This window comes from Flavonifractor sp. DFI.6.63 (assembly GCF_024462255.1).
Classification (GTDB): domain Bacteria; phylum Bacillota; class Clostridia; order Oscillospirales; family Oscillospiraceae; genus Lawsonibacter_A; species Lawsonibacter_A hominis.
Genome location: NZ_JANGBE010000076.1, coordinates 1 through 1,112 on the forward strand (window position 1 = coordinate 1; position 1,112 = coordinate 1,112).

General features: G+C 50.0%; 1 protein-coding gene and 1 pseudogene. Both read right to left on the reverse strand.

The features are described 5' to 3' along the window. Nucleotides 1-37: 37 nt before the first annotated feature. Nucleotides 38-952, reverse strand: coding sequence for an IS3 family transposase (locus NE547_RS17940; RefSeq protein ID WP_256176615.1), 915 nt, complete (start codon nucleotides 950-952; stop codon nucleotides 38-40). Beyond that, nucleotides 925-1,112: pseudogene (locus tag NE547_RS17945) on the reverse strand (hypothetical protein); the annotation flags it as partial. The pseudogene NE547_RS17945 and the gene NE547_RS17940, both read right to left, overlap by 28 nt.

Consider the following 1,112-nt stretch of genomic DNA (forward strand, 5'->3'; position numbering starts at 1 on the left):
CCGCCCCCAGTCAAGTAGACAGGTGAAAAAAGAAAAATTACGCCACGAGGGTCTGGTTCCTGTAAGCAAGGGGAGCCAGGCCCTTTAACTTAGCTTGAAGTCGCCTTGTATTGTAAAAGTCCATGTATTCGTCGATGGCTTTCTTCAATTCCTCAAAGGTATGAAATTGCCGGAGGTAGTACATTTCAGATTTGAGAATCCCCCAGAAGCCCTCCATAAGGCCGTTGTCGATGCAGCGGCCGGGCCGGGACATACTCTGCGTTGCATGGATACCGTCCAGCTTTGCTTTGAACTGCCGGTTGGTGTACTGATAGCCTCTGTCGCTGTGAAACAGAGGATGGGCGCCGGGGTTGGCGCTCACCGCCCTGTCAAAGGTGTCAAAGACAAGCTGATTGTTGTTGGATCGGCCCAGCGCATACGCAACGATGCTTTTGTCATGGAGATCAAGGATCGCGCTCAGGTATGCTTTCTTCCCGTTGTGAAGTTTGAATTCTGTGACATCTGTCAGCCATTTCTCATTGGGACTATTTGCCGAAAATTCTCTGTTCAATACGTTTTCCGCGGTAACACGCGGTTCTAATATGACATAGTGCTTCTTCTTTCGGCGTATCACGGCCTGCATATGTACACTTTTCATCAGGCGGTAAATCCGCTTGTGGTTGTAGTTCCTTTTGAGCCGGCTGTTCACATTCAGCGTCATACGGCGATAACCGTAGATGCCTTTTACTTCGCTGTACAAACGGATGACCTCTTCCAGCAAGCGGGTATTTTCTTTTTCTGAGGCGCTTTCTTCCCGGTGAAGCCATTTGTAGTAAGAACAGCGGGGAATCCCGGATAACGTGCATAACGATGCGATCTCATATCCTTTTTCCTGATGAAGCGTATGGATCGCCTCATAGACCTTCCCGCGGCGTGTGAGCCTGTTTACCGCCTCCCCTCGAGTTCGTTCAATTTTTTTAAGAAATCGTTCTCCATTTGAAGCCTTCTGTTTTCCGCTTCCAGCTTCCGCAGCTTTGCCGCAGCTTTTTCCTCCTCGTTGTATTCGGCAGGAGAGCGGCGTTTCCCCCGGCGGTCAAGCAACCCGGCTTCTCCCTGCTCCTGATATTTTTTGA